24 protein-coding genes are annotated in these 25,927 nt (G+C 74.1%); 11 read left to right on the forward strand and 13 right to left on the reverse strand.

All coding sequences use genetic code 11. From position 1 onward, the window contains the following. Nucleotides 1-13 precede the first annotated feature (13 nt). Genes AC2H4J_RS07785 through AC2H4J_RS07825 form a run of 9 tightly spaced genes read right to left on the reverse strand, consistent with a single transcriptional unit; the run spans nucleotide 14 to nucleotide 10,063 of the window. The gene (locus AC2H4J_RS07785; protein WP_487464282.1) at nucleotides 14-793 is read right to left on the reverse strand and encodes an SDR family NAD(P)-dependent oxidoreductase; all 780 of its coding nucleotides are present in this window, start codon (nucleotides 791-793) and stop codon (nucleotides 14-16) included. After that, nucleotides 790-1,776, reverse strand: a complete 987-nt coding sequence (locus AC2H4J_RS07790; protein ID WP_487464283.1) for a glycosyltransferase family 9 protein — start codon at nucleotides 1,774-1,776, stop codon at nucleotides 790-792. Before AC2H4J_RS07790 ends, AC2H4J_RS07785 begins: the two co-directional genes overlap by 4 nt. Then, nucleotides 1,773-3,074, reverse strand: a complete 1,302-nt coding sequence (locus AC2H4J_RS07795; protein ID WP_487464284.1) for a PfkB family carbohydrate kinase — start codon at nucleotides 3,072-3,074, stop codon at nucleotides 1,773-1,775. The genes AC2H4J_RS07790 and AC2H4J_RS07795 overlap by 4 nt, the downstream gene beginning before the upstream one ends. Further along, nucleotides 3,071-3,667 carry a D-sedoheptulose-7-phosphate isomerase gene (locus AC2H4J_RS07800; protein WP_487464285.1) on the reverse strand — a complete coding sequence of 199 codons (597 nt, stop codon included), beginning with the start codon at nucleotides 3,665-3,667 and terminating at the stop codon, nucleotides 3,071-3,073. The genes AC2H4J_RS07795 and AC2H4J_RS07800 overlap by 4 nt, the downstream gene beginning before the upstream one ends. Further along, nucleotides 3,664-4,899 (reverse strand): glycosyltransferase, encoded by a 1,236-nt coding sequence (locus AC2H4J_RS07805; protein WP_487464286.1) that lies wholly within the window; start codon nucleotides 4,897-4,899, stop codon nucleotides 3,664-3,666. The genes AC2H4J_RS07800 and AC2H4J_RS07805 overlap by 4 nt, the downstream gene beginning before the upstream one ends. Continuing rightward, nucleotides 4,899-5,867, reverse strand: coding sequence for a glycosyltransferase (locus AC2H4J_RS07810; RefSeq protein WP_487464287.1), 969 nt, complete (start codon nucleotides 5,865-5,867; stop codon nucleotides 4,899-4,901). Before AC2H4J_RS07810 ends, AC2H4J_RS07805 begins: the two co-directional genes overlap by 1 nt. Beyond that, the gene (locus tag AC2H4J_RS07815; RefSeq protein ID WP_487464288.1) at nucleotides 5,864-6,886 is read right to left on the reverse strand and encodes a glycosyltransferase family 9 protein; all 1,023 of its coding nucleotides are present in this window, start codon (nucleotides 6,884-6,886) and stop codon (nucleotides 5,864-5,866) included. Before AC2H4J_RS07815 ends, AC2H4J_RS07810 begins: the two co-directional genes overlap by 4 nt. After that, on the reverse strand, nucleotides 6,883-8,412 hold the full coding sequence (locus AC2H4J_RS07820) for an HAD-IIIA family hydrolase (protein WP_487464289.1): 1,530 nt from the start codon (nucleotides 8,410-8,412) through the stop codon (nucleotides 6,883-6,885). The genes AC2H4J_RS07815 and AC2H4J_RS07820 overlap by 4 nt, the downstream gene beginning before the upstream one ends. Then, nucleotides 8,405-10,063: a carbamoyltransferase family protein gene (locus AC2H4J_RS07825; protein WP_487464290.1), complete on the reverse strand. Its 1,659-nt coding sequence runs from the start codon at nucleotides 10,061-10,063 to the stop codon at nucleotides 8,405-8,407. The genes AC2H4J_RS07820 and AC2H4J_RS07825 overlap by 8 nt, the downstream gene beginning before the upstream one ends. Before the next feature lie 201 nt (nucleotides 10,064-10,264). Here AC2H4J_RS07825 and AC2H4J_RS07830 point away from each other — a divergent pair, with 201 nt between their 5' ends. The 3 genes from AC2H4J_RS07830 to AC2H4J_RS07840 are packed head-to-tail and all read left to right on the forward strand — an operon-like array spanning nucleotide 10,265 to nucleotide 13,494. Next, nucleotides 10,265-11,287, forward strand: coding sequence for an NAD-dependent epimerase/dehydratase family protein (locus AC2H4J_RS07830; RefSeq protein WP_487464291.1), 1,023 nt, complete (start codon nucleotides 10,265-10,267; stop codon nucleotides 11,285-11,287). Between the two features lie 20 nt (nucleotides 11,288-11,307). After that, nucleotides 11,308-12,627, forward strand: coding sequence for a UDP-glucose dehydrogenase family protein (locus AC2H4J_RS07835; RefSeq protein WP_487464292.1), 1,320 nt, complete (start codon nucleotides 11,308-11,310; stop codon nucleotides 12,625-12,627). A gap of 18 nt (nucleotides 12,628-12,645) precedes the next feature. Beyond that, nucleotides 12,646-13,494, forward strand: coding sequence for a glycosyltransferase family 2 protein (locus AC2H4J_RS07840; protein ID WP_487464293.1), 849 nt, complete (start codon nucleotides 12,646-12,648; stop codon nucleotides 13,492-13,494). A gap of 388 nt (nucleotides 13,495-13,882) precedes the next feature. Here AC2H4J_RS07840 and AC2H4J_RS07845 read toward each other — a convergent pair whose 3' ends face one another. Further along, complete coding sequence (locus AC2H4J_RS07845) at nucleotides 13,883-14,644, reverse strand: GAF and ANTAR domain-containing protein (RefSeq protein ID WP_487464294.1); 762 nt, start codon at nucleotides 14,642-14,644, stop codon at nucleotides 13,883-13,885. A gap of 284 nt (nucleotides 14,645-14,928) precedes the next feature. On the opposite strand from AC2H4J_RS07845, the gene AC2H4J_RS07850 reads away from it, so the two are divergent. From AC2H4J_RS07850 to AC2H4J_RS07860, 3 genes are read left to right on the forward strand one after another with little or no spacing between them, the layout of a single operon-like run. Beyond that, a complete protein-coding gene (locus tag AC2H4J_RS07850; RefSeq protein WP_487464295.1) occupies nucleotides 14,929-15,429 on the forward strand; it encodes an ATP-binding protein in 501 nt (166 codons plus the stop codon). Nucleotides 15,430-15,459: 30 nt separating this feature from the next. Beyond that, on the forward strand, nucleotides 15,460-16,164 hold the full coding sequence (locus AC2H4J_RS07855; RefSeq protein ID WP_487464296.1) for a GAF and ANTAR domain-containing protein: 705 nt from the start codon (nucleotides 15,460-15,462) through the stop codon (nucleotides 16,162-16,164). Between the two features lie 57 nt (nucleotides 16,165-16,221). Next, nucleotides 16,222-16,953, forward strand: coding sequence for a GAF and ANTAR domain-containing protein (locus AC2H4J_RS07860; RefSeq protein ID WP_487464297.1), 732 nt, complete (start codon nucleotides 16,222-16,224; stop codon nucleotides 16,951-16,953). 32 nt (nucleotides 16,954-16,985) lie between these two features. Here the strand turns inward: AC2H4J_RS07860 and AC2H4J_RS07865 are convergent, their stop codons facing one another. The 3 genes from AC2H4J_RS07865 to AC2H4J_RS07875 all read right to left on the reverse strand — a co-directional run bounded on the left by AC2H4J_RS07865 (nucleotide 16,986) and on the right by AC2H4J_RS07875 (nucleotide 20,129). Continuing rightward, on the reverse strand, nucleotides 16,986-17,984 hold the full coding sequence (locus AC2H4J_RS07865) for a patatin-like phospholipase family protein (protein ID WP_487464298.1): 999 nt from the start codon (nucleotides 17,982-17,984) through the stop codon (nucleotides 16,986-16,988). Nucleotides 17,985-18,217: 233 nt separating this feature from the next. Next, entirely contained in the window at nucleotides 18,218-19,078 is an 861-nt protein-coding gene (locus AC2H4J_RS07870; RefSeq protein ID WP_487464299.1) for an amidohydrolase family protein, read from the reverse strand. Nucleotides 19,079-19,229: 151 nt separating this feature from the next. Further along, complete coding sequence (locus tag AC2H4J_RS07875; RefSeq protein ID WP_487464300.1) at nucleotides 19,230-20,129, reverse strand: LysR family transcriptional regulator; 900 nt, start codon at nucleotides 20,127-20,129, stop codon at nucleotides 19,230-19,232. Between the two features lie 116 nt (nucleotides 20,130-20,245). Here AC2H4J_RS07875 and AC2H4J_RS07880 point away from each other — a divergent pair, with 116 nt between their 5' ends. From AC2H4J_RS07880 to AC2H4J_RS07900, 5 genes are read left to right on the forward strand one after another with little or no spacing between them, the layout of a single operon-like run. Continuing rightward, nucleotides 20,246-21,067: an amino acid ABC transporter ATP-binding protein gene (locus tag AC2H4J_RS07880; RefSeq protein WP_487464301.1), complete on the forward strand. Its 822-nt coding sequence runs from the start codon at nucleotides 20,246-20,248 to the stop codon at nucleotides 21,065-21,067. Beyond that, on the forward strand, nucleotides 21,064-21,975 hold the full coding sequence (locus AC2H4J_RS07885; protein ID WP_487464302.1) for an amino acid ABC transporter permease: 912 nt from the start codon (nucleotides 21,064-21,066) through the stop codon (nucleotides 21,973-21,975). Before AC2H4J_RS07880 ends, AC2H4J_RS07885 begins: the two co-directional genes overlap by 4 nt. Before the next feature lie 32 nt (nucleotides 21,976-22,007). Then, a complete protein-coding gene (locus AC2H4J_RS07890; RefSeq protein WP_487464303.1) occupies nucleotides 22,008-22,982 on the forward strand; it encodes a transporter substrate-binding domain-containing protein in 975 nt (324 codons plus the stop codon). Further along, nucleotides 22,979-24,238, forward strand: coding sequence for an amidohydrolase (locus AC2H4J_RS07895; RefSeq protein WP_487464304.1), 1,260 nt, complete (start codon nucleotides 22,979-22,981; stop codon nucleotides 24,236-24,238). Before AC2H4J_RS07890 ends, AC2H4J_RS07895 begins: the two co-directional genes overlap by 4 nt. 20 nt (nucleotides 24,239-24,258) lie before the next feature. After that, nucleotides 24,259-25,890, forward strand: coding sequence for an amidohydrolase (locus AC2H4J_RS07900; protein WP_487464305.1), 1,632 nt, complete (start codon nucleotides 24,259-24,261; stop codon nucleotides 25,888-25,890). The last annotated feature ends 37 nt before the right edge of the window (nucleotides 25,891-25,927 follow it).

A 25,927-nucleotide genomic window follows, 5' to 3' on the forward strand; every position in this document is an offset into this window, starting at 1 on the left:
CCGGTCACGGTCGTCAGCGGGGGAAGTTGGGCTCGAGCCGGGGCACGATCTGCATCTCCGGCACGAAGCTCGACGGCGGCAGGAGCACCAGGGTCCGCACCATCTCGGCGACGACGGACGGCGGCATCATCAGGTGCCCCGGGATGCCCCACTGCTCCATCATCGGGGTGTCCATCGCGGCGGGGACGACCGCCTGCACCCGGCACGGGAACGGGCGTTCGGTGCCGTCGGGCAGCCGGACGGCCTTCTCCCGGAGCTCGCGCTGGATGCACCGGGTGGCGTTGAGGAAGCCCGCCTTGGACCCGTTGTAGGAGATGGCGCCGCTGCCCGCGGTGATCGCCGACAGGGACACGATGTGGACGACGTCGGCCGTCCGGCCCTCGGGCAGGTCCTGCACCCGTTTCATGAACTCGCTGGTGAGGAAGACCGGTCCCTCGAAGTTCACTGCCTGGACCTGGCGGTAGTCGGCCAGGCCGATGTCGGTGATGTACCCCGGGCGGTCGATGCCGGCGACGTTGGCCAGGATGTCGAAGGCGGCCCCGTGCTCGTCGAACAGCCCGCTCACCACGGCCCGGCGCTGCTCGTCGTCCGTGACGTCCAGGGCCGCGACCTGGGCCGAGCCGCCACGGTCGGCGACCAGCCTCCGGGTCTCCTCGCTGCCGGCCGCATCGACGTCGGCGATGGCCACGTGCGCGCCGGCCTCGGCCAGCGCCACGCACGTGGCCCGGCCGAGCCCGCTCGCGCCTCCCGTCACGAGGGCGACCCGTCCCCCCAGGGCTCCGGTCCCGTTCATTCCGGTCCTCCGCTCGTTGATGACGATGAGGCGAGGTCGGCCGCTCCGCGGATCGCCTCGGGCACCGCCGACAGGACGTCGTCCACCGAGATGCGCAGCAGCACCGGATCGGGATCCCTCCCGTGGGGGTCGCCGCGGTACCCGCGGTGGGGCGCCGGCCAGAGGGTCCGGTGGCGCGGACGGTCGGGCGGCCCCCAGCGGGCCGGAGAGACAGGGCCGAAGAGGACCACGGACGGCGTGCCGAAGGCCGATGCCACGTGCGCCAGGCCGGTGTCGCCGGAGACGACCAGCGACGCCGCGGCGACCAGCCCGAAGAGCTCCTCGACGTCCAGCCGGGTCGCGCTCCGGGCGCCGACCGGGCCGGCGACGGCGTCGACCAGGGATTGCTCGCCGCGTGTGCCGGTGACGACCAGCTGGTGCCCGTCGTCCACCAGCGCCCGCGCGACCGCCGTCCATCGCTCGACCGGCCATCGGCGCGATCCCGCCGCGGCGCCGGGGTGCAGCACGGTGGCTCCCGGGAGCACCGGCGGCGGCGCCGGCAGGACCGACCAGACGGGCGGGGCCTCGCCGGCGCCCGGCAGGTGCTCCCGGAGCAGGCGGCACCAGCGGGCCACCTCGTGCTCGTCGTCGTCCCAGACCGAGGCGGACAGGCCCTCCGGGGCGTCGTCCTCCGCACGCACGAAGCCGATCAGCCGGCGCGGACCGAGCGCGCGCAGGGGGTCGCGCGAGGGCCGGCGGTTCCCGTGCAGGTCGACGGCCAGGTCCGGCGCCGGCGGGGCGCCCCGGAGCGGTTCCAGCCCCTCGGTGGCCAGCACGTCGTCGATCAGCCCGGCGCCGGTCAGCAGCCCGGCGAAGCGCGCCGGGACCGCGCCGACGATCCGGTGCCCGGGCACCGCCCGGCGGAGCAGGGCCATGGCGGGAAGCCCGGTCAGCATGTCTCCCAGACCGATGGCACGGAGGACGACGACGGTCGGTTCGCTCATGAGCGGGCGGTCGCGCGCTCGGCCAGCGTCGTGGTCGAGCGCCCGTCGAGGAAGGGCACCGTGACCACGCGTCCGCCCCACTCGGCGAGCACGGCGGCCTCGGGGACCTCGACGCCGGAGTAGTCGCCACCCTTGACCCAGAGCTTCGGGCGCAGCGTGCGCAGCACCTCCTCCGGCGTGTCCTCCCCGAAGACCACCACGTCGTCCACGCAGGCCAGCGCGCGCAGGATCCGGACCCGGTCCTCCGCCGACTGCAGCGGCCGGCCCGGCCCCTTGAGCCGCGAGACCGAGGCGTCGGAGTTCACACACACCACCAGCCGGTCGCCGAGCGCGCGGGCCGCCTCGAGGGTCGCGACGTGGCCGGCGTGCAGGAGGTCGAAGCAGCCACCCGTGGCCACCAGCACGCCGGTGCCCGGCCTCCGTGGGGACGCGGGCGCAGCGACGAACGCGGAGGCGGCGGCCACCGCGGCGCCCACCGCCTCACTGGGCAGTGCGCCTCCGGCCAGAGCCCAGCCGGCCGCAGCGGCGAAGCGGTCACCCGCGCCGCAGGTGTCGACGGCGACGACCGGAGGCGACGGGACGGCGAGCACGCCGTCCTCCCCCACCGTCACCAGCGCGCCGGCGGCGCCGAGTGTGACCGCGACGGTCCCGGCGCCCCAGGTCGACCGCAGCGCGATCGCCCGGTCGGCCACCACCGCGACGTCCGGCCTCGGCCCCGGGTCGTGCCCCAGGGCCTCGACCGCGTTCGGGGTCACGAGGCGGCAGCCGGGCACCGGGTCCGCGCCCCGCGGATGGGGATCCCAGAGGACCGGCCGCCGGCGCGCGGCCACGGTCAGCAGCGCCCGCAGCGCCGGATCGGCCGTGGCGCCGTAGCCGTAGTCGGCCACGACGATCGCGTCGGCCTGCGCCAGCGCCGCGGCCACCTCGCCCGGCAGCGGTCCGATCGCCCCGGCCGCACCGCCGCGGTCCACCCGCGCGACGGTCTGGCCAGAGGCGCGGATCCGGTGCTTCACCGGCGTCGATCCCTGCCACGGCACGGCGATCAGCTCCACCTCGGGCGGGAGGGCCGCGCGCAGCGCCGCCCCGTCGGCGTCGTCGGCCAGCGGTGTCACCAGCAGCACGCGGCCGCCGTCGCGGGCCGCGAGCGCCGCGGTCAGTCCGGCTCCCCCCGCCCGGATCTGCTCCTCGGTCGTCTGCACGACGGGGACCGGGCCGTCCGGTGACAGTCTCGCCGCCCGGCCGACCGTGTCCACGTCGAGCAGGCTGTCGCCGACGACCACGAGCGTGCGGGCGGTCACGGCAGCGGCCCCAGGCGTGCGTCGAGTTCGGCGTCCAGCCCGGCACAGAGCACGTGCAGCAGCATCAGGTGGACCTCCTGCACGGTCGCGGTGAACGGCGAATCAACGGTGAGGAAGTCGTCGGCGGCCCCGGTGAGGTCGTTCGGTCCGTGACCGGTCATGGCCCAGCAGTGCACTCCGCACTCCCGGGCACGGTGGGCCGCGCGGACCACGTTGGGGCTGCCCCCCGAGGTGGACAGGAGCACCGCGACGTCGCCCGGTCGCGCATGCGCCTCCAGCTGCCGTGCGAACCCCTCGTCGTGCCCGTAGTCGTTCGTGATCGCCGTGAGCGCCGAGACCTCGGCGTGCAGGGCCACCGCCGAGAACGGCCGCCGGTCGTCCCGGTAGCGGCCGACCAGCTCCGCGGTGAGGTGGGCGGCCTGTGCCGCGCTCCCGCCGTTGCCGGCCGCGAACAGGCGGGCACCGGCCGGCAGCAGGCGCGCGAGTTCACGACCCCACCGGGTGGCGGTCTCCACCGCGGGACCGCTCGCCGCCAGGGCGTCGGAGAGGTACCGGACGTGCTCGACGCCGACCGGTGTGCGCAGCTCGGTCACGGCGTCGCCACCCGCCTGGCCGACGGGGTGGCCGCCGACCGGATGATCCGCCGGTAGTCGATCTCGGTCTTGCGTGCGATCTCCGGCCAGCCGTACCCGGCGACGACCCGGGACCTGCCCGCGGCACCCAGCCGGGCCCGCCGCTCCGGGTCGGAGAGGAGGTCGCCGAGGGCCGCGGCGAGTCGCTCGGGACACCGGGGCGGCACCAGGAGGCCGGTGACCCGGTCGACCACGGTGTCGACGAGGCCACCGACGGCCGTGCCGACGACCGGCACCCCGCAGGCCATGGCCTCCAGCGGCACGATGCCGAACGGCTCGTACCAGGGGGCGCAGACGACGACGTCGGCCGACCGGATCCAGGCGCTCACCTCGCCCCGGTCGGCCCGTCCGACCAGCCGTACCCGGTCGGCGACCCCCAGCCCCTCGGCCTGTTGCACCACGGCTGCGGCGGCCGGATCGCTCGCGAGGTCCCCGGCATCCGGGCCGCCGACCACGACGAGCTCGACGCCCGGCAGCCGGGTGAGCGCCGCGAGCACGTCTCCGAGACCCTTGCGGGCCACGAGCCGACCGATCACCAGCAGGCGGGGCGCGTCGGTGCGCGCGGCCGTGGGGCCGTCGGGTGTGAAGCTGTCGGTGTCCACGCCGCTGGGCACGATGCTGACCCGGCGGGGATCGACCCCCATCGCCTGGAGCTCGACCACCTCGTCGGCGCAGGTCGCGATCACTCCCGCCACCGACCGGGCGACCATCGTCTCGACGCGGATGCGGGGCGCGGGGCTGGTGTCCGCCGGGCCCTGCCAGCGACGCTTCACGGTGCCCAGCGCGTGGAACGTCTGCACGACCGGGATCCCGAGACTCCGGGTCGCGTCGACGGAGGCCTTGCCGCTCATCCAGAAGTGCGCGTGCACCACGTCGGCGGGCGCGGCGGTGAGGGCCGAGCGGAGGGACGCGGCGAGCTCCCCGACGTGCGGCCAGATCTCGTCCTTCGGCAGGGGGGCCGGTGGTCCGGCGTCGAGGTGCTCGACGACCACTCGTGGCGCGAACGGGACGCGGTCGGGCAGTGCCGGGGAGTCCCGACGGGTGTAGACGGTGACCCGGTGGCCGCGGTCGGCCAGCGCGCGGGCCAGCATCGCCACGTGCACGTTCTGCCCGCCGGCATCCACCCCGCCCAAGGTGGCCAGCGGGCTGGCGTGTTCGGACAGCATCGCGACGTCCATGCTGGGTGCGCCCATCAGACGACCTCCTTCAGCAGGGTGTTCCAGTCGGACAGGAATCGGTCCAGGCCGAACCGGGCGAGCGCAGTGGCCCGGGCGACCTCGCCCGCTGCGCGCGCCGCATCCGGATCGGCCAGGAGGGCACGCGCGCCGCTGACCAGCCGGTCGACATCGGTGGCGACCACCCCCGCCGCCGGTGGGACGACGGCCGCGGCCTCCGTGGCCGCGAGGACGACGACCGGCATGCCGATCGTCATCGCCTCGACCAGTGACAGGCCCAACGACGTCCAGCGGGTCAGGTGCAGGTAGACCCGGCGGCGGGCGAGCTCGTCGTGCATGGCCGCCTGGGACAGGTCCTCGTACTCGGACACGGGCACGCCCAGCGCGCCGGCCAGTCCGGTGACCCGCATGCCGAAGACGTCGACGGCGATCCCCCCGCGCACGAACGGCGCGATGAGGTCCGTGCCGACCGTCCTCCCCCGGGACACCGGATCGTTGCTGACGACGGCGGCTCGTGGCAGTTCGCCGGTCCACACCGGCCCGGGATCGATCACGCCGTGCTCGATCACGTGCGTCGGCGCGGTCCCCGCGTCCCAGGCGACCCGGTTGAAGTGGGTGACGTGCACCAGCGGGATGTCGGCGCGGTCGGCGAGGAGGTGCCTGGACGACGTGGGCGTGGGCGGGGTGTCGTGCTCCACGTAGACGGCCGGCACGTCGACGCCGGCCGACCAGCCGGTCCACTCCCGCAGCAGCTCGAGGTCCCGCGGCCGCTGCAGCACGACGACGTCGACGGCTTCGTCCCGCAGCTGCTCAGGCGTGACCTCGACGACCGACTCCGGCCAGTTCCACGTGCGGGCACGGCCCAACCCGTCGGGGCTGCGCTCGGACGAGCCGTGCTGCTGCACCAGGGGCACGAGGTACCGGTGCGGCCCCTGGACGAAGGCGGTGAGCCAGGACCCGTGCACGTGCCAGACCAGGACGTTCATGCCGCCACCCCCGCCAGGCTGCGGACCGCGCCGGCGACCGCGACCGGCGGCACGCCGGCCAGACACGGGTGGCCGGGGAGGGGACACAGCCGCGCGCGGCTGCCCGCGCAGCCTGCCGACTGGTCGCCCAGGACGATCCGGGCCGTGGTGTACGGAGCCCAGCGGATCAGCGGCACGACCGGGGAGAACAGGCTGACCACCGGGGTGCCGACCGCGGCGGCCAGGTGTGCGGGGCCGGTGTTGCCCACGGCGATCGCCTCGGCGCCGGCGATCACGCCGGCGAGAGAGGCCACGTCGAGTCGCCCGCCCAGGTCCAGCGCGGCGGACCCCGCGACGGTCGCGGTCAGCGCGCGTTCTCCGGCACTGCCCGTCACGACGACAGGCCACCCGTCCGCCGCCAGGGCGGTGGCCACGCCCGCCCACTGGTCCCCGGGATACGCGCGGGCCGGGGCGTCGGCGCCGGGGTGCACCACGACGTAGCGCTCGGGCAGGCCGGCGACAACCGGCAGGTCCGGCCGCAGCCGCAGTGCGCCGTCGTCCCCCGCCGGCCGGGGCCAGCCGGCTCCGGCCGCGATCGCCAGCATCCGCTCGGGCTCCGGGGCGTCCCCGGGCTCGGGCAGGCGGACGTCGAGCAGGGTGCCCGGGAAGTCGGTGCTGACCGCCGCGATCCACGGGACGCCGGCCAGCCGCAGGAGCAGCGCGGTGGGCAGCGCGCTCTGGTGGAAGGACGTGAGCACGAGCGCCGCGTCGAAGCGGTCGCGCAGTTCCTCGACCAGGCGGTCCACGGCGGCGGGATCGACGGGACCGCCGTCCGGGGAGATCCAGGGCGCGTCGAACACCAGGACGTCGTCGACGCCGGGCAGCAACCGCGCCGCCTCGGCACCCCGGGGACCGGCGAGCACGGTGACGTGCCCGGCCTCCGCGGCGACGGCCCGCACGGCGGGCCCGCAGACCACGACGTCGCCCATGCTGTCCAGCCGCGCGACGAGCACCCGGCCGCCCGTCCCCCGCGGCGTCATCCTGAGGCTCCCAGGAGATGGGCGACCGCCGTGCCCAGGTCGCGGCACACCGTCGGAGCGGCGGCGACCTCGGAGGTCTCGGTCGCCGCCGTGGGCACCAGGAGTCCGCGCGCCCCCGCGGCGCGCGCGGCCTCGAGGTCGGCGCCGATGTCACCGACGAGCGCGCAGGTCTCCGGCTCGACCCCGAGCCGCTCGGCCGCGGCGCGCACCGACCCCGGCGCGGGCTTCCGGCAGTCGCAGCCGTCGTCGGGCCCGTGCGGGCACACCGCCCATGCGTCGAACGTGCCGAACAGCTCCTCGATGCGCGCGTGCACGGCGGCCATCTGCTGGGCCGAGAACAGGCCCCGGGCCAGCCCCGACTGGTTCGTGACCACGCCGACCGGCAGGCCGGCGGCCCGCACCTCCTCCACCGCCTCGACAGCCCCCGGGACCGGCTCGACCAGCGCCGCGTCGCCGTTGTACGGGACGTCGACGACCAGCGTCCCGTCCCGGTCGAACAGCAGCGCCTTGAGCGGGGCCGCCTCCGGTGCCGTCATCGGCGGCGGGGTGGCCCGGAGCGCCGCGCGCAGCCACCACCAGACGGCAGCAGGCGGGATGGCCACCGAGGTGGCGACCATCGCCGTCACCTCGGCGCGGGTTCGCGGCCCCGGTGCGATGCGCGCCCAGGCGAACTCCGCGGTGCCGGCCGCCCACGCCAGCGCGGCCGCCGCGGCCACCCGCGGGCGTCGGGCGAGTGCACCGCCCACCGCCAGGAACCCGGCGGCGGTGATCAGCACGTGCCCCGGGCGCCGGCCGGTCGCGGCGCCCGCGCGCTCCGCCCAGTCCGGCCCGTGCACCCGCCGCATGAGGACGTCGTCGGCGTTGCCGCGCTGCTGCCGCAGGCTGGTCCACCGGCCGGTCGGGCGGACCGGGTGCGTGGTGCGCCGCCTGCCCCTGCCCAGCCGGCGGCCGGTGTCCTGCACCCGCAGCGCCAGGTCGGCGTCCTCCCGGAACGCACGCGGGAACCGCTCGTCGAACCCGCCGACGGCGGCCAGGGCGTCCCGGCGGTAGGCCATGTCGGCCGTGATCCAGGACGCATCCGAGAGCCCCGCGGTGCCGCGCTCCCAGTCGGTGGGCCGCCGGTGCGCGGGCAGCGGCACGTCGATGACCGCCTGGCTGGCCGCCAGACCGCCGGCATCGGCCGCCGCCAGGTCGTCGGCGAGCCGGGCGCACCAGTCCCCGGGCACCAGGACGTCGTCGTCGAGGAAGGCGACCCAGTCGACGTCGGCGGGTACGGCCCGCCAGCCCACGTTGCGGGCAGCGGCGGGACCCCGTCCTCCCGCTGCCAGCACCAGCACGTGGGCGGCGATGGTCTGCGGCAGTTCCCGGACGTCGACGACCGGCTCGGGCGAGGGCGTCCTCCTGTCGTCGACCACGACGAGCCACTCCGGCCGCGGCCCCTCGGCGGCCGCGAGCGCATCGAGCAGCGCCCGCAGGGAGGGCCGGCCCAGCGAGGGGATGACGACGGCGTACCGGAGGTCAGCCACGAGCCGCCCCCTCGAAGGCCCACCGCCGATGGACCACGAAGGGACCGATCGCGAGCAGCCCGACCGGCCCGGACCCGAAGCACTCCAGCGCATCACGAGGGCTGTCGACCATCGGCCGGCCCGCGGTGTTCAGGCTGGTGTTCACGACGACCGGGAGCCCGGTGCGCCGCTCGAAGGCCCCGACCATCCGGGCGAGCAGCGGTTCCTCGGCGGGATCGACGGTCTGGACCCGCGCCGTCCCGTCGACGTGCACCACCGCCGGGATGCGCTCGCGCCACTCCGGAGCGACGTCGTGCACGAAGAGCATGTACGGGCTCGGCACCGGGCCGCGGCTGAAGATCTGCCGGGCCCGGTCGAGCAGGACCATGGGCGCGACCGGCCGGAACTGCTCGCGCCCCTTGACGTCGTTGAGCCGCTCCAGGTTGGCCGCCGGCCCGGGGTGGGCCAGCAGCGAGCGGTGGCCGAGCGCCCGGGGGCCGAACTCGCTGCGCCCCTGGTACCAGGCCACGATCGCGTCGTCCGCCAGTGCCGCAGCGACCTCCTCGGCGACATCGTCACTGCGGCGGTAGGCCACCTGGGCGGTCTGCAGGGTCGCCTCGATCTCCTCGTCGGACCAGCCGCGGCCCAGGTCGGCGCCGGGGAAGGCCTCCGTCGGCTGCCCGGCGGCCCAGGACAGCTCCAGCGCGCCGCCCAGTGCGGTGCCGGCGTCGCCGGCGGCCGGCTGCACCCACAGCTCGTCGAATCCGGATTCGACCGCGAGCCGGGTGTTGGCGACGCAGTTCAGCGCCACGCCGCCGGCCAGGGCCAGCCGGGTCTCGCCGGTCGTGGCGTGCAGCCAGCGGGCCAGGTCGAGCAGCACCTCCTCGGTGACCAGCTGGACGGCGGCGGCGAGGTCGGCGTGCTCGGCGGTCCACTCCTCGTCGGGACGCCGCGGCTTGGCCAGCGCCGCGAAGTCGACGCCCGCCGCCCGGAAGCCGCCGTCCCCGGTGGCGTGCACGGCCTCCCGCAGCACGTCGGCGTCCCGCGGTGTGCCGTAGGAGGCCAGGGCCATGACCTTGAACTCGTCGGAGCTGCGCAGGAACCCCAGGTGCGCGGTCGCGTCCTCGTAGAGCAGCCCCAGCGAGTGCGGGAGCTCCTGGCTGGCGAGCACCTCGAGGACGCCGTTGCGGTAGACGCCGGCCAGGTGGCTGTGCCGCTCCCCCCGGCCGTCCAGCACCAGCACCGCGCAGCTGCCCTTCCAGGGTGCGGCCAGCGCGGCCGACGCGGCGTGCGCGACGTGGTGCCGCACGAACCGCACCTTGTCCGGGTCCAGGCCCGGCAGCGCCTCGGCCAGGAAGCCGGGGGCGTGCTGGGCGTAGGTCAGCCGGAGGTGGTCCCACGGGTCGTGGACGCCGAGCTCCTCGGGCATCCGGTGCAGCGCCGGGTCGTAGGAGTAGGCCACGGCGTCGAGCGACTCGGCGTCGATGCCGCCGGCGGCCAGGCACCACGCCGCCGCGAGGTCGGGGGTCTCCCACGCGGAGAACGGCACCGGGCGCTTTCCGTGCTTGCGCCGGCTGAACCGCTCCTCCTCGGCGGCCGCGACCACGCGACCGTCGACGACCAGAGCAGCAGCCGGGTCGTGGAACAGAGCATTGATCCCGAGTACGCGCACGGTCACCTCGCATTGCCGGCCCGCGCGAGCGACCGGACACGGACGGCCCTGCCTCTGCTCGATCGAGCCGTCCCGGTGATCTTTACTTCTGTCCAGGCACTTCGCATGTCGGTTCGTTGCCGTCGACCAAGTCGCCGGGGTGGGCGACGGCGGCTAACTTCCACCACAACGAGCCGTCCTCGTCCGGAAGGGGCCTCGCCGATGCCCACGAGCACCCTGCGCCATGCGGTCGTCACCGGCGGCGCCGGCTTCCTGGGTTCACACCTGTGCGAGCGGCTGCTCGCCGCGGGTGCCCGGGTGACATGCATCGACGACCTGTGCACCAGCGACGGGAGCAACATCGCCCACCTCCGGGGCGACGAGGGGTTCACGTTCGTCCGGCACGACGTCAGCGAGCCGTTCGCCACCGCCGACGACGTCGACCTCGTGCTGCACTTCGCCTCCCCCGCCTCACCGGCGGACTACCTGCGGTTGCCGGTCGAGACGCTGCGGGTGGGCAGCGTCGGCACCTGGCACGCCCTGGAGGCCGCCCGCCGGACCGGGGCCCGGATGGTCCTGGCCTCGACGTCGGAGACCTACGGCGACCCGCAGGTCCACCCGCAGCCGGAGAGCTACTGGGGGCACGTCAACCCGGTGGGGCCACGCGGGGTCTACGACGAGGCGAAGCGCTTCGGGGAGGCGCTCACCACGGCGTACCGGACGGCGCACGGGGTCGACACCGCCATCGTGCGCATCTTCAACACCTACGGCCCCCGGATGCGGCGGGAGGACGGCCGGGCCATCCCCACCTTCATCTCCCAGGCGCTGTCCGGCCAGCCCATGACCGTGGCCGGGGACGGCAGCCAGACCCGCTCGGTCTGCTACGTCGACGACACGGTGAGCGGCATCCTCGCCGTCGCGTCGTCGGACCTGACCGGCCCGTTCAACGTCGGCTATCCCGAGGAGCGCACCGTCCTCGCCATCGCCCGGGCCGTCGCCGACGCCGTCGGTGCCGACGTGCCCGAGGAGTTCATCGGCCGCCCGACCGACGACCCGTCCGTCCGCTGCCCCGACATCACCGCCATCCGCACGCAGCTCGGCTGGGAGCCGCAGGTCGCTTTCGGCGAGGGACTGGCCCGCACGGTGGCGTGGTTCCGGGCGACCCCGCCCGCGTATCCCGCTGCGGAGCAGGAGCCGACGCCTGCCTCCGACGGGCGCGCCCACGAGACCTCCTCCGTGGGCTGACCCAGGTCGGGCGCGCGCCAGTGAAGGTCTCCGTCCTCGGCTGCGGCTACCTCGGCGCCGTCCATGCCGTGACGATGGCCGAACTCGGCCACGAGGTCGTCGGCATCGACGTCGACCACCGGAAGCTCGACGCGCTGTCGCGGGCCGTGCCGCCGTTCTACGAGCCGGGCTTCGGCGAGCTCCTGGCCCGCGCCCTGTCCGCCGGCCGCCTGGAGTTCTCGGCGGACATCGCCGCGGCGAAGGGCGCCCGCGTGCACTTCCTGTGCGTCGGGACGCCGCAGAAGCGGGGCGAGTACGCCGCCGACCTGCACTACGTCGAAGAGGCCACCCGGTCGCTGCTCACCGTGCTCGCGCCCGGCGACCTGGTCGCCGGCAAGTCGACGGTCCCGGTGGGAACGGCCGCACGCCTGGCGGCGCTCGTCGACGACGAGGCGCCCGGCGCGATGCTGGCCTGGAATCCCGAGTTCCTCCGGGAGGGGTTCGCCGTCCACGACACCCTGCATCCCGACCGCCTGGTCTACGGGCTCCCGTCCGGCCCGGCCGGAGCGGCCGCCCGTGCCCTCCTGGACGAGGTCTACCGGTCGATCGTCGACAGCGGCACCCCGCTGGTCGTCACCGACTACGCCACGGCCGAGATGGTGAAGGCCGCCGCCAACTCCTTCCTCGCCACGAAGATCTCCTTCATCAACGCGATGGCGGAGCTGTGCGAGGTCACCGGCGCCGACGTCGCGCAGCTGGCCGACGCGATCGGTCACGACGACCGGATCGGCCGCAAGTTCCTGGGCGCCGGCCTCGGTTTCGGCGGCGGCTGCCTGCCCAAGGACATCCGGGCGTTCATGGCCCGCGCCGGCGAACTCGGCGCCGACCAGGCGCTGACCTTCCTGCGCGAGGTCGACGGCATCAATCTGCGGGTGCGCAGCCGGATGGTCGATCTGGCCCGAGAGCTGTGCGACGGGTCGCTGCACGGACGGCGGATCGCGGTTCTGGGCGCGTCGTTCAAGCCCGACAGCGACGACGTCCGCGACTCCCCTGCCCTCGCCGTGGCCGCCGAACTCCACCGGAACGCGGCTGTCGTGCGGGTGACCGACCCTGCCGCGATCGACAACAGCCGCGCCGTCTGTCCCGAGCTCGGCTACGCCGCCACCGCCGAGGAGGCGGCCGAGGGGGCCGACGCCGTCCTGGTGCTCACCGAGTGGCGGCAGTACCGAGACCTGGACCCGCTCGCGTTCGGCCGCATGGTCGCCCACAAGCGAGTGCTGGACGGGCGCAACGCCCTCGACGGCGGCGCGTGGGCTGCGGCCGGCTGGTCCTACCGGGCGCTCGGCCGGCCGGGCCGCTGAAGGGGGGCGGTCCGGGCCGTGACGACGTCCGCCGACGTCACCGTCGTCGTCGCCAGCCGCAACCGGCGCAGCGACCTGCTGGCCAGTCTCCCGCGCCACGAGGCGCCGGTGATCCTCGTCGACAATGCCTCCACCGACGGCACCGTGGCGGCCGTCCGGGCGGCCCATCCCGACGTCACGGTGCTGCCACAGGCGCGCAACCTGGGGGCCGCGGCGCGCACGGTGGGAGTCGCGTGTGCCGCCACCCCGTTCGTCGCCTTCGCCGACGACGACTCGTGGTGGGCGCCCGGCGACCTCGCGCGCGCCGTCGACATCATGCGCGCGCACCCGCGGCTGGCGGTGCTGGTCGCCCGGGTGCTCGTAGGACCCGAGCAGCGCCTCGACCCCGTGTGCGCGCAGATGGCCGAGAGCTCCCTGGGTACGCCGCGCGACCTGCCCGGGCCGGCGCTGCTCGGCTTCATCGCCTGCGGCACTCTCGTCCGGGCGGAGGCCTTCACGGCGGTCGGCGGCTTCGATCGGGTAGTGCGGTTCCCGGGCGAGGAGGAGCGGCTGGCCCTCGACCTGGCCGCCGCGGGCTGGGGCATCTCCTACGTCGACTCGGTGACCGTCCACCACCATCCCTCCCAGGCGCGGCACTCCCCTGCCGCGCGGCAGGCCGCCATCTGGCGGAGCCGCCTGCTCACCGCGGTGATGCGGCTCCCGTGGGCCGACGTCCTGCGGACGCTCCGGAAGGCGGTGGCCGGAGGTGCTCCGGGAAGGGCAGGGATCCGCGCATCGCTCGCCGACGTCCCCGCCGCCCTGCGCAACCGCCGGGTGGTGCCCCCGTCGGTGCTCGGCGACCTCCGCACACTCCAGGGTGGAGGTTGACGGGGTCCATGACCGGCCCCGGTCGGGTCCGTGGTGGCGCATCTGCTGCCGGCGGTGGAGTTCGGACGCGCGGGTGCAGGGCTCAGGGTGGGGAGGCTGGACGGCGGACGTCGTACCGTCCCCGGTCGGCGCTCGCCCCTCCCCCCCGGACCGGTCCGGCGGGTGTCGATTCGGCCGCGGTCCTCCCGGTGGCCGGAGACCGGGATTCGCCGAGGTCCGTCCGCCGCTGGCTGCGTCAGGCCGGGACGGCTGAGAGCGACCGAGGACGACGGAGGGCAGTCGGCCCCGTCCGCCCGATGTCTGGACGGACGGGGCCTTGGCGCCGACCGGACCCGGGGTTGGGCCGGCGCCCGCACAGGGCTGTGGCGACGGGCCTCGGCGCCGCCCCTCAGCCGCGATGCCGGCGCGGCGGGGGCAGCGGCACCTCACCGGTGTCCACCAACTGCACGGCCACGTCCCGGAGTTTGCGATTCGTGCGCTGACTGACCGTCGCCAGGAGGCCGAAAGCCTCCTCGCGGGTCACCTTGTACCGCTCCATCAGGATGCCCTGCGCGGCACCGATGTCGCGACTGCTGGCCAAGGCCACCTCCAGCTTCTGGGCCTGCTCGGCCATGCTGCCGCCCCAGATGGACAGGGCGCAGAACGAGGCGAGCACCGGGATCACCGGAAGGACCCGAGGCAGGTCGAAGGCATCTGGCCGGCGGGCGTACAGGTTCATCCCACCCAGGACGCGCGTCCCGGCGTCGTCCTCGTCGTCCTCCAGGTGCAGCCGGTACGACAACATCGACAGCACCCCGAGCTCGGCGGCCCGGCGGCCGAAGTCCGGCCACTCACGGGAGCTGCGCAGATCTCTGGCGACGACCGGCCGTTCGGACACCAGCACGTCCACGCAGGGACCGCTCACGAGCTGGTACTGGACCCGGTCGACCTCGTCGACGAGCGGCGCGGTCGCGCCGAGCGTCGTCAACGAACCCCCGGAATGTGCCCGGGTCAGGCCGGCGTATTCCGCTCCGGGCACCAGCGCCACCACCGTGGCGGTCATCGCCGAGGCGGCGTCGACCTCGCCGTTGAAGGACCGCAGCCGCGCAGCCATGGACGTGTAGACGTCCACGAGGTCTTCGGCGGAGGTTCCCGGAGATGGCGTTGACATGAGGAGACCTCACCTGATGTGTCGCGGTGAACACCGACATCCGCGTTCGTGAACCGATCGCGGCCGCTCCCTCGACCTCCCGCTGAACGTACGCCGAGGACGGAGCCCGCAGGGCAGTCGCGAACTTCGCGGACTCGCGGCCTTCCGGGAACCGCGCCCGCGGCCGAAGGACTCTCGCCCCGCTCGGCAAGGGCGTACTGTGCCTGACACACGGAGCGGCAGGATCGACCGCTCCTGGGTGGCCCCGGACCCGGCGACCTGACCGGTTTCTTCGGGAGAGTTACGTGTCCACCTCTCATGCCCCCGACGACCCCAGCTTCGCCGGCTACCCGGCGACACCTTGCGGAGCGTGGACACCGACGTGGTTCTCGACCGCCGGACCACCGTGGTCGGAACATCGGCAGTGGCGCTGGCCGTCCGTTCCGGAATCGCTGCGCGCCATGCGGTCGGAGCTGCGCCCGTTCCTCGATCTCTCCGGCCTGCCCGAGGACGTGCTCGACGACCTGGTTCTCGCGGCTGTCGAGGCCGCCGCCAACGCCGTGGAGCACGCCACCTTCCCGACCCTGCCGTGCTTCGACGTGCTGAGCGATGTCAGTGAGCACCAAGCCGTCATCGTGATCCAGGACCACGGTCGCTGGCGCACGGCCCCGGCTGTCGGTGACCGCGGCCGGGGCCTGCGGATGATGCGCGCCCTGGCCGAGGCGACCCTCACCGTCGGGGCGAGGGGCACGACGATGGTGCTGCGCAATCGCGCACGGTCACCCGGTCAGCGTGCGGCACCCTGATCGCCGGCGCCGGCGATCCAGGAGGCGGACGTGCCATCACGACGCGTGGACCGGATCGTCCGCGAGGTCTGGAGCCGTTCTCCGGACGTCGCGGGCCTCCCGGGCACTCTGGCTGCCTGCTGTGTCCGATCCCTGCCGATCACCGGGGTGGGCCTGGCCCTGATGACCGACGAAGGTCCGGCGGGAATCGTCGCGGCGACCGACGGCGCAGCGGTCGAGCTGGAGCAACTGCAGTTCACCCTCGGTGAGGGGCCGTGCGTCGACGCCTCGCAGACAGGGCGCCCGGTGCTCCAGCCCGACCTGGCACGTACGGCCCCGCGGCGCTGGCCGGCGTTCGCCGGAGGAGCTCTCGCAGCCGGAATCCTCGCGGTGTTCGCGTTTCCGCTGCGCGTGGGCGCCATCCGGCTGGGCGTGCTGGATCTCTACCGCAACCGTGCGGGCGCGCTGTCTCCCGAGCAACTCGCCGAGGCGCTCTCGTACGCCGACGTAGCGACCCTGGTCCTGCTCCACGGGCGCGATGGGGGGCCCATGAGAGACGCTGTTGCGGTGTTCGACGACCGGGCGGAGGTGCACCAGGCGACGGGGGTGGTCTCCGTTCAGGCCGGGGTCGGCCTGGCCGACGCTCTGGTGCTGTTGCGCGCACGAGCGTTCGCCGAGGGACGGCCCGTGGGCGACGTGGCGCGCGAGGTGCTCGCCGGCACGTTCGCGTTCTCGGAGGGCGACGCGGATGGTTGACCGCAGCACCGGACGGCTGGACATGCGGCGAGGCGACGGCCGGACCGGGAGGGTGTGATGGCCCGCGAACAGCGCCTCGCCGAGGTCTTCGTCGAACTCGCCGACACGCTCGTCGAGGAGTTCGACGTCGTCGACTTCCTGCAGATGCTCACCGAACGGTGCGTGGAGCTGGTCGACACGGACGCAGCCGGGCTGATGCTCGACGACCAGCGTGGGCACCTCCAGCTGGTCGCGTACACCCATGAGTCGGCCCGGTTGCTCGAGCTCTTCGAGCTGCAGCGGGCCGAAGGTCCGTGCCTGGACTGCTTCGCGACCGGCCGGGTCATCGCCAACGTCGACCTGGCCGAGTCCCGGCAGCGCTGGCCCGTGTTCACGGAGGCGGCACTCGGCATCGGGTTCACCTACAGCCACGCCCTCCCCCTGCGGCTGCGGCGTCAGGTACTCGGGTCGCTCAACCTGTTCAGCGTCGATCGGACCGCCCTGACCCAGGAGCACCTCGCGGTCGTCCAAGGCATGGCGGACATCGCCACCATCGGCCTGCTGCACGAGCGGGCGCTCCGGGACCACGTCCTCCTGGCCGAGCAGCTGCAGACCGCCCTGCACAGCCGGATCGTCATCGAGCAGGCCAAAGGGGTCCTGTCGGCGCGCGCCGGGATCAGCGTCGCCGAGGCGTTCAGCCGCATGCGCGCCCACGCGCGCCGAACCGGCAGCCAGCTGACGAAGGTCGCCGAGGCCGTCGTGGGCGGCACGCTGCACCATGGCGACCTGCACCGTGCCGTGGAGCAGTGAATCCGACGTCGTCACGGCGGCCGGTGCAGGCATCACCGCCAGAATCGGGTGAGGTGCTCGGCGAGCGCCCGGCCCTGGTCGTGGCCGGCTCGAGCGGCGAGCGGACGCCTGGAGAGGTCCATCATGTCGTCGCCGAACGCATCGCGGGAGGCGGCGTCCGGGAGGACGGTCTCGACGGTGCTGCCGGCCGCGCGGAGTTCGTCGACCTGCGCGGCAAGATTCATGCCCCATCCCTCCGGCGCCCGGGACCTGCCGCCGAACGGCGACAGCACGAGCACCCGGGCGTAGCCGGCCGCCAGGTCGGCGTTCTCGCTGCTGCGCCGGTAACCGCCGTCGATGAACAGCTCGCCGCCGATGGTGTAGGGCGACCCGCTGGCACAGCTGGCCGCGATGGCGTCGACCAGCTCGACGCCGCTGTGGCGGTCGAACACCACCGGTTCGCCGGTTCGCGCATCGACCGCTGTGATGAGCACCGCGCGCTCCGGCCAGCGCCGGCTGGGCAGCCGCGCGGCGACGGTGGCGCGCCACCCCGTCTGCCCGGAGCCGTCGGACGCCGCGTGCAGTCCGACGGCTGCCGCACCCAGCCTGCGGCGCATGTCGACCGGATCCACGGCGGCCGCGATGATCGCGTTCGTTCTCTCGAGGTGGTTCGTCGCGGGTCTGACCGGCCCGCGTCCACGGCCCGGTCCGGCGGGTCCCGTCCCTGGCTGGGGGGCAGGGCGGGCGAGGATGTCGGCCAGCAGTTCGGCCGGGGAGGCGCCGGTGAGCTGGGCCGCGGCGGTCGATCCTGCCGACGTCCCGATGATCAGGTCGGCCTCGGTCACGTCGAGCCCGGCGGCGGACAGACCGGCGACGACACCGATCACCCACGCGTTGCCGGCCGAGCCGCCACCACCGAGGACCAGCGCCCGCTCACCGGGGGCACGCACGCGTCCCCTGGCGTCGAGCCGCGGCAGGTCGTGCTCGGACCCGTTCCCGCTGATGGACGTCGTGGTCGTGACGTGCCGGGTCGAGAAGAGTGCTGCGTTCATGGGAGTCGCCTTTCGCGGATTGCCTGAGAGGCGCTCCCGGTGGCGACTACCTCGGTCGCGCGATCGTGGACGGCGTGGGAGCACCGGTGACGGACCCTGCGTTCATGGGGCTCACCTCCTGCCGATGGATCACGATCGGGGAAACGCTCGCACACCCGCGACACGGTGCACAACCGCGTTCCGTCCGGCCGCGTCGCCGTCGCGAGCCGCCGACGTCCGTCGGTCGCGCGGCCTCAGGCCGGGTCCAGGCCCGAGTAGACCCGCAGGGCATTCCCGCCGAGCACGAGCGGCACCACATCCTCGGGAACACCGATGGAGGCGACCGCCCGCGCGTTGGCGGCTTGTCCCGGCACTCCGGGCCAATCGGTGCCGTAGATCCACTTCCGCGCCAGGCGACCCAGGTCGAAGCGCGCGTAGTACTCCGGCAACCGCTTGGGCGGCAGCCCGGACAACTCGATCCACACGTTGGGCCGTGACATCGCGAGGAACGCCGCGGCGTCGTACCACCAGCCCCGCCCGCCGTGCGCCAGCACGACGTTCAGGTCGGGGAAGTCGCGCAGGACGGCGTCCAGGAGCTGCGGGTCGGCGTAGGCGTTGGTCGACCCAGGGAAGCTGCTCGTGCCGCAGTGGACGACCAGCGGTACGCCGCGCTCGACGAGCACCGAGTAAGCCGGGTAGAGGGCCGCGTCGTCGGCCCGGAAGCCGCCGTGCACGGGATGGATCTTCAGTGCCGCCGCGCCGTGGTCGAGCTGGCGGGTGAGCTCCTGGGCGATCGGGAAGTGCAGATGCGGGTTGACGTTCGCCACCGGCCGGAACCGCCGCGGGTTGTGCTCGACCAGCGGCAGCAGGTCGTCGAAGAACTGGTACCCCGTCGCCTTCGGGCTGTACTCGCAGAACAGCAGGGCGACGTCCACGCCCTCCTCGGCGAACAGCCGGTCCAGAGCCGCCGGCTCCGGCGTCCCGTCGGCTCGCCAGATCTCCTCCAGCACGCCGTCCCGGCCGAACTGCCGGGCCCAGTCCACCCAGGCGGGTGCGAGCGAACCCAGCACCGGGACGTGCACGTGCGCGTCCACCAGGACGTGTCCATCCAGCATGGGTCGATCCTGCCCTGACCGTCGGCTCAGCTCTCGCGGGGCCGTTCCCGTAGAGCTCTGACGTGACAACGACGTTCTACATCTTGCTGCAGGGTAGCAGGCCTGGTGTAGACATCACCTGCTCCGGGTTCGCAGGCGCATCCGAGGAGGATCACTCGCCAGACGCGACGCCGGCGACCGTGCCGAGGAAGGTCCCGATCCGTCCGGCGAGGGACTCGATGGCCTCGGCGGCGAAGTGTGCGGGATCCCAGGCCGCGTTGAGCACGACATGCAAAGGCGCGGAGTCGGGCGCCCGCGGGTCGGCGATCAACAGGCTGTGCGCGCCGAACCGCGGGAAGTCGGTGACGACGCCGACACCTCGGCCGGTGGCGGCGTGCGCCTGGATGACCCGCGCGACGTCGCACTCCTCCACCCGGTCGTAGGACAGGCCCGCGCGGGCGACGGCGAGGTCGAGCTCGACGCGGGACGTGTTGTCCTGGGGCAGCAGGAAGAGCGGCTCGGCGACGAGCTCGGCCAGGTGAACCGTGCGGCGAGCCGCCCAGGGATGGTCCGGCGCCACGTGCGCACGCAGGGGCACCGCCCCCAGCCGGCAGTGCGACAGATTCCCGGTCACCGGGGCCGGTGAGATCGCGAGGTCCGCACCCGTCTCGAGGGCGGCGTAGGCGCGGGACGGCGACGCCTCGCGCACGAGCACGAGCGGGTCGTCGCGGCCCAGGGTGCCCAGGAAAGGGGCCACCAGTTCGGTGATCGTCGCCGTCGGCGCGGCGATCAGCAGCCGGTGCAGCACGCCCTCGGCCAGGGTCCGCGCCGCGGCGTGCGTGCGCTCGGCCAGCGCCGCCAGCTCGCGGGCCACGGGCACGAAGTCGCGCCCAGCCGGGGTGAGCGCGAGGCGTCCGTGGGTCCGGTCGAAGAGCTGGATGCCGAGCTCCCGCTCGAACTGCAGCAGCTGCCGGCTCAGTGCCGGCTGCGCGAGCCGGATCCGCTCGGCGGCGGCCGTGACCGTGCCCGCGTCGACGACCGCCAGGAAGTGCTCGACACGCCGCAGGTCCACGACGTCAACCTATGCCGGATCGGCATGACGGGAAAGCGAAATCGGCATTGGACTGTCTAGCCCGACCCGGCCACTGTTCCCGGAAACGCCGTGCGAGAGAGAAGAGGTGGCCGATCGTGGGACAGCCGACGCAGGCGCCGGCACGACCGGACGTGGATCGCGGGGCAGCGCCCATGCTCGCGTTCCGCAACGTCTGGAAGTCGTTCGGCCCGCTCGCGGTGCTGCGCGGGATCGATCTGACCATCGAGCGGGGTCAGGTCGTCTGCGTCATCGGCGCCTCGGGCTCGGGCAAGTCGACCATGCTGCGCTGCGTCAACGGCCTCGAGGAGACCACCGACGGCGTGATCGAGGTTCAGGGCGAGCCGATCGGCGTGCGGCTGCGCGACGGCCGCCGGCACGAGCTGTCCCCGCGCGAGGCGGCGGCGCAGCGGCGGCACATCGGCATGGTCTTCCAGCAGTTCAACCTCTTCCCGAACCGGACGGCGCTGGAGAACGTCATGGAGGGCCCGGTGGTCGTCGCCGGCGTCCCGAAGGAGCAGGCCCGGCGGCGGGCGCAGGAGCTGCTGGCGCGGGTCGGCCTCGCCGACCGCGCCGGTGCCTACCCCCGCCAGCTCTCCGGCGGCCAGCAGCAGCGGGTGGCCATCGCCCGGGCGCTGGCGATGGAGCCCGCGCTGATGCTCTTCGACGAGCCGACCAGCGCGCTGGACCCCGAGCTCGTCGGCGAGGTGCTTGGCGTGATGAAGGAGCTGGCCGAGGGCGGCATGACGATGGTCGTGGTCACCCACGAGATGGCCTTCGCCCGCGAGGTCGCCGACCGCGTGGCCTTCGTGCACGCCGGCCGCATCGTCGAGTACGGCACCCCCGCCGAGGTCTTCGGCAACCCCACGCACCCGCGCACGCGGGAGTTCCTGGCGCGGGTCCAGCGAGCGTCCGCATGACCGTCGAAACCGTCCCGGGAGCCGCCGTGAGCACCGCCGTCCCCACCTCGATCTCCCGCGAGGGCACCGAGCCCACACTTCCGGGCCTGCCGCTGGTCCGCCGCCGGCACCCCTGGCGGGTGGTCAGCTACGCGATGCTGGCGCTGGTCCTGGCGATGCTCGCCAACAGCGTGCTCACCAACGAGCGCTGGCGCTGGGACGTCGTGGGCGCCTACCTCTTCGACGACACGGTGCTGGGCGGCATCGGGACGACCATCGTCCTGACGCTCGGCGCCATGGTCTGCGGTCTGCTGGTGGGCTCGGTGATCGCCGGGCTTCGGATGTCCTCGAGCCGGGTGCTGTCCACCATCGCCGCCTGGTACATCTGGTTCTTCCGGGGCGTGCCGGTGATCGTCCAGGTGATCTTCTGGGTGTACCTGGCCCAGCTCTACCCGGTCATCTCACTCGGCATCCCGTTCGGGCCGGAGTTCGCCTTCTACGACACGAACCTCCTGGTCGCCCCGATCGTCGGCTGCATCATCGGCCTGAGCTTCAACGAGTCGGCCTACATGGCTGAGATCCTGCGCGGCAGCATCGCGGCCGTTCCCCCGGGCCAGCTCGAGGCAGCTCGCGCGGTGGGGATGACGCCGGGCCAGATCCGGCGCCGGGTGCTCGCGCCCCAGATCCTGCCCGTGGTCCTGCCGCCGCTGTTCAACAACGTCATCGCGATGACCAAGACGACGGCCGTCGTCATCCTCGCCTCGGTGACCGACCTGTTCTCGGCGGTCATGCAGATCGGCGCACGCAACCTCCAGCAGACGCCGCTGCTGCTCGTCGCCACGTTCTGGTACCTGGTCCTGACCGCTGTGCTGACCCTTCTCCAGATCGGTCTGGAGCGCCTCGTCGCGCGCTCGGCCACCCGCCGCTGACCTCCCGCACTCCCCCACCCCTAGGAGCACACGTGTCCCTGCGCCGCCGATCCCTGTCCGCTCTCGTCCCCGCGGCGCTGGCCGCCGCCCTGCTGGCCGGCTGCGGCGCGCAGGTCGACGACCCGCAGCAGACCGGCGCGGCCGCCGGCAGCTCTGCCGCCTGCGACGACCCGGACATCTCCGGCGATCCCTTCGCGGCCCCTGCGCTCAAGCACCAGAAGGCCGATCCGGATCTGTCCGCCGCGGTCTCCGACCAGGTCCGGGCCACGCCTCTGGTGATCGGCGTCGCGCCGGACCTGCCGCCGGTGAACTTCGGCAAGGACGGCGAGCAGCGGGGCTACGAGGCCGACCTGCTGCGCGCCGCCGGCGAACTCGTCGGCGTCACGGTCCAGTTCCAGGAGAGCCAGAACGCTCTCCAGGCCTACAGCGCCGGGCAGGTCGACGGCATCGCGGGCGCGTTCACCGACACCCTCGAGCGGGAGAAGCTCGGCACGTTCATCGACTACTCCAACGGGTCACGCGCGGCGCTCACCCAGCCCTGCAACCCGAAGCACATCACGAGCACCGAGGACCTCTGCGGGCTGAACATCGGCGCAGCCGTGGGGACGGTGCAGCTCGCCCAGCTCACCGACCCCGCCGCCCCCGGCTCGCTGCTGAAGCTCTGCGCGGACGCCGGCAAGAGCGCTCCGGTGCCCGTGCAGGCCGACACCAGCGTCTCCGCGATCTCCGCCCTGACCGCCGGCCGCTCCGACGCCCTGGTCACCGGCGAGCCGATCGCCATCAACGCGGTCAAGCAGTCACAGGGCAAGCTCACCATCGCCTACGTCGAGGAGCTGAAGGTCCCCGTCGGCGTACTTCTCAACAGCGAGCACAAGGAGCTCATCGACGCGCTGGCGAAGGCCTACCAGAAGCTCGTGGACGACGGCACCTACGGCACGACCATGAAGGCCTACGGCATCACGACGGGCCTCCTGGACACGATCACCGTCAACGGCGCGACGAGTTGAGCGCCACCGGAGCGACGACGGTCGCGGCGCCGGCCGCCACTGCGGGCGCCGTCATCGAAGCAAGCGCGGCCGACCTGGTCCGCCTCAGCCACGAGGTCCACGACGCCGCCGAGCTCGGGTTCGCCGAGCACCGGTCGGTCCAGCTGGTCCGTGACCTGGTCGGAAAGCACGGCTTCGACCTGGACGTCGGGATGCACGGGCTGGCCACCGCCTTCCGGGCGCAGGCCGGTGCCGGGTCGCCGCGCGTGGCCCTGCTGGCGGAGTACGACGCCCTCCCGGGCATCGGCCACGGCTGCGGGCACAACGTCATCTGCGCGACCGCGGTCGGTGCGTTCCTCGGGGTGGCGGCCGTGGTCGAGCGGCTCGGCGGCTCCGTCGTCCTCCTGGGCACCCCCGCCGAGGAGAACGGCTCGGGCAAGGAGCTCATGGCCCGCGCCGGGGCGTTCGACGACGTCGACGCGGTGCTCATGCTGCACCCGTTCGCCGGCGACGACGTCGCCGACTTCACCGCCCTCGGCTGCCGGGTGGTCCAGGTGACCTTCCGGGGAATTCCCGCGCACGCGTCGGCCACCCCGCACCTGGGCCGCAACGCGCTCGACGCCGTGGTCTCCGCCTACCAGGGGCTGGCCGCGCTGCGGCAGCACGTGGCCGGCACCGACCGGCTGCACGCGATCATCAGCGAGGGCGGTTCGGCGGTGAACGTCGTCCCGGCGCTGGCCCGGGCGACGGTGATGCTGCGGTCCGCGACCGTCGAGGGGCTGGTCGACCTGACCGACCGGGTGCAGCGGGTGCTGGAGGGCGCGGCGCTGGTCACGGGCACGACCCTGGAGGCGGCCTGGGACCCCGCGCCGCCGTATCTCCCGGTCCGCAGCAACGCCACCCTCGCCGCCCGGTACGCCGCCCACCTGACCGGCCGCGGCCGCACGGTGGTCACCGCCGACGCCCTGCCCAGCGGCGGTGGCGGCTCGACGGACCTGGGCAACGTCAGCCTCCGCGTGCCCGCGATCCACCCGATGCTCGGGATCGCCCCGCAGGAGGCCGGCATGCACACGGCTGCCTTCGCCGCGCACGCCGCCGGACCGGCCGCCGACCGGGCGGTGGTGGACGGCGCCGTCGGTCTCGCGCTGACCGCCGTCGACTACCTCGGCGACGCGGACCTGCGGGCAGCCGTCGACGCGGAGTTCGCGCTCGCCGGCGGCGCGGTCGACGTCACCACCCTACTCGCCTCGGTCGCGCGGCCGACCTCCCGCGCCTGACCGCCAACCGAAGGACTCCCGTGCTGCTCGACGCTCTCTTCCGCAACGGACGATTCACCACCCTCGACCCGCGCCGGCCCACCGCCTCGGCGGTCGGCGTGCTCGGCGGCCTGATCGTCGGCTTCGACGAGGAGCTGCACGGTTGCCGGGCCGAGACCGTGATCGACCTGCGCGGGGCTCCCGTCGTCCCGGGGCTGCACGACGCGCACCAGCACCTGTCCGCGCGGGGCCAGGACCTGCAGATGTGCGACGTCTCCCCGGCAGCCGTCCGCTCCCTCGACGACGTCTACGCCGCCGTCGGCCGGCACGCCGCCACGCTCGCGGCCGACGCCTGGGTGCTCGCCGCGGGCCTGGACGACGGCAAGCTCGACGGCTCCCCCACCCGCGAAGGCCTGGACGCGGTCTCCGGCGGGCGGCCGGTGTGGGTGGCGCACGCCTCCCACCACGCCGGGGTGGCCAGCACCGCGGCCATCGCGCGGATGGGCTTTGCCGACCCGCGGGACCTGCCCGACGTCGACGGCGGCTGGATCGAGCGGCGCCCGGACGGCGATCCGACCGGCCTGATCGCCGAGCGGGCCCAGACGATGGTGTTCGAGCAGATCCGGCCGCAGCCGTTCGAGGAGTTCATCGACGCGATCGCCCTGGCCTCGCGGGCGGCGCTGGCCGACGGGCTCACCAGCGTCACCGAGCCCGGCATCAGCGGCGCCATGATCGGCAACAGCCCCAGCGACCTGGCGGCGTTCATGACCGCCCGCGAGCGTGGCGTGCTCGGGGTGCGCATGACCGTCATGCCGGAGATCTCGGCGTTGCACGAGTTCGACGGCGGACTGGGTCTCGACCTCGGCCTGCGCACCGGTCTCGGCGACGACTTCCTGCGCATCGGCGCGGTCAAGATCATCAGTGATGGCGCGCTGACCGCGCGCACGGCTGCGGTCTGCTGCGACTACGCCGACCGGCCCGGCGGGCGCGGCCTGCTGCTCGAGGACGCCGACGTGCTGCAGCAGCAGGTGCTCGCGGCGCACCGGGCCGGCTGGCAGATCGGCACGCACGCGATCGGGGACGCCGCGGTCGAGGTCGTCCTGGACGCCTACGAGCGCGCTCAGCAGCTGTACCCGCGGCACGATCCGCGGCACCGCATCGAGCACTGCGGGATCGCCGGCGACGTGCAGGTGAAGCGGATCGAGCAGCTCGGCGTCGTCCCGGTGCCGCAGGGCAGATTCCTCGACGAGCTGGGCGACAGCTACGTGACCGCCCTGGGCGGTGAGCGGTCGGAGCTGCTGTACCGGCAGCGCAGCTTCCTCGACGCCGGGATCGAGCTGCCCGGTAGCTCCGACTGCCCGGTGGTCGACGGGTCCCCGCTGCGCGGCATCCACTCGCTGGTGAACCGGCAGCTGCCCGACGGCCGGATCCTCAACCCGGCCGAGCGGCTCACCCCGCTGCAGGCGCTGCGCGCCTACACGGTCGGCTCGGCCCACGCCGACCACCAGGAGCACCGCAAGGGCACCCTCGCCCGCGGCAGGCTCGCCGACCTCGTCGTCCTCTCCGACGACCTCCTCGCCGTGGCCCCGGAGTCGATCGGCGACCTCGCCGTGGTGGCCACGGTCGTCGGCGGCGAGATCCGCCACGGCACGGACTCCCTGGACCGCCGGTGACCGGCGCGAACCACCCCCCGCACCACTCCCCCCAGAA

It is taken from the genome of Blastococcus sp. OS1-29, assembly GCF_057628075.1.